General features: G+C 49.1%; 3 protein-coding genes. All 3 read right to left on the reverse strand.

What is annotated here, in order from left to right; all coding sequences use genetic code 11:
* Positions 1-129, reverse strand: a 129-nt coding sequence (locus tag ACTHUM_RS11905; RefSeq protein WP_440402959.1) for a putative quinol monooxygenase, incomplete at its 3' end; no start/stop codon positions are given.
* A gap of 66 nt (positions 130-195) precedes the next feature.
* Positions 196-687: an acetolactate synthase small subunit gene (gene ilvN / locus ACTHUM_RS11910; protein ID WP_003685820.1), complete on the reverse strand. Its 492-nt coding sequence runs from the start codon at positions 685-687 to the stop codon at positions 196-198.
* Positions 688-697: 10 nt separating this feature from the next.
* Positions 698-2174, reverse strand: a 1477-nt coding sequence (gene ilvB, locus ACTHUM_RS11915) for a biosynthetic-type acetolactate synthase large subunit (protein ID WP_440402958.1), incomplete at its 5' end; no start/stop codon positions are given.

Below are 2174 nucleotides of genomic sequence, written 5' to 3' on the forward strand. Positions count from 1 at the left end.
GTGCAGGTCGTAGCTGATGTTGCCTTCTTCTGCACGGCTGGCTTTGACCAATTCTTTAAATTGGGCAGCCAGAGCCTCGGTGTATTCGGGTTTGACGGTAACTAATGCACCGATTTGGATGCTTGACATATTTGTCTACTACTGTTTTTCAGACGGCCTTTGTTGAAAGTAAAAGGCCGTCTGAACGATACAGCGTTAAATTTTCAAAATGCGCTCGCCACGACCGATACCGGCTGCGCCTGTGCGTACGGTTTCCAAAATTTGGGCGCGACCGACTGTTTCGAGGAAAGAGTCGAGTTTTTCGGTGGAACCTGTGATTTCGATGGTGTAGCTGCGGTCTGTTACATCAATAACGCTGCCGCGGTAGATTTCGGTCAATCGCAGGAATTCGTCGCGGTCTTTGCCGACGGCGCGGACTTTTACCAACATCAGTTCGCGTTCGACAAAACGGCTTTCGTTCAAGTCAACCACTTTGATAACTTCAATCAGTTTGTTGAGTTGTTTGGTGATTTGCTCGATAACGTGTTCGTCGCCATGAGTAACGATGGTCATGCGAGACAAGGTTTTGTCTTCGGTTGGCGCAACAGCCAAGGAGTCGATATTGTAATCGCGTGCGGAGAACAAACCTACCACACGGCTCATCGCACCTGATTCGTTTTCCATCAGAATAGATAAGATATGTCGCATTTTTCTCTCCTTACGCTGACAATGTTTCGCGCATATGCGGCGGCAGAACCATCTCGTCCAAGCCTTTGCAGTTGCCGACCATAGGCAGTACGTTTTGTTTCTTATCAGTCAAGAAATCGAGGAATACCAGGCGGTCTTTTTGGTTTAATGCTTCCAGCAACGCGCCTTCTACATCGGATTTCTTGTCCACACGGATGCCGATATGGCCGTAGGCTTCAGCCAGTTTGACAAAATCAGGCAATGAGTCGAAATAGGTTTCCGATTCACGGTTGCCATAATAAAGTTCTTGCCATTGGCGGACCATGCCGAGGTAGCCGTTGTTCAGGGTAACGACGTTAACCGGAACTCGGTATTGGAAGCAGGTCGACAGCTCTTGGATGTTCATCTGAATCGAGCCTTCGCCGGTGATGCAGAATACATCTTGATCAGGAGCGGCCAGTTTCGCACCGATGGCATATGGCAAGCCTACGCCCATTGTGCCTAAACCGCCGGAATTGAGCCATTGGCGCGGACGCTCGAATGGGTAATATTGTGCGGTAAACATTTGGTGTTGACCAACGTCGGAAGTAATGATGGCAGAATTATTGGTGATTTCGGCCAGTTTTTGAATGACGTATTGCGGTTTGATGATTTCGCTTTCATTATCAAACCACAGGCAGTTGCGCGAACGCCATTCTTCGATGCTTTTCCACCATTTATCCAATGAGTCGGCAGCAGGTGCAGATTCTTGCTTGCCCCACAATTGAATCATTTCGGACAATACGTTTTTCACGTCGCCGACAATCGGGATATCCACTTTGACACGTTTGGCAATGCTGGACGGGTCAACGTCGATATGAATAATCTTTTTGGCTTTTTCAAAGAATTTGGACGGTACGGAAATCACGCGGTCATCGAAGCGCGCACCGATTGCCAGTACAACGTCTGCATTCTGCATGGCGAGGTTGGCTTCGTAAGTACCGTGCATACCCAGCATACCCAAGAATTGGCGGTCGCTGGAAGGGTATGCACCCAAGCCCATCAATGTACCGGCACAAGGAGCGCCGATCATACGGACAAATTTGGTCATTTCCTCAGAGGCATTGCCCAAAACTACACCGCCGCCAAAGTAAACAATAGGGCGTTTGGCGGAAGCCAGCATTTGTACGGCTTTTTTGATTTGACCAATGTGGCCTTGTACAACCGGTTGGTAAGAGCGGATGAAGATGTCTTCTTGCGGATAGCTGAATTTAGCCATCGCTTGGGTGACATCTTTAGGAACATCGACAACAACGGGACCCGGACGGCCGCTTGCGGCGATTTGGAAAGCTTTTTTGATGGTGTCTGCCAACTCAGCGATATTGGTTACCAAGAAATTGTGTTTGACACAAGGGCGGGTAATGCCGACTGTATCCACTTCTTGGAATGCGTCTGTCCCGATAAGGGAGTTGCCCACCTGGCCGCTGATAACTACCAACGGAATAGAGTCGCTGTAAGCAGTGGCGATG

Source organism: Neisseria sp. P0021.S006 (assembly GCF_051956895.1).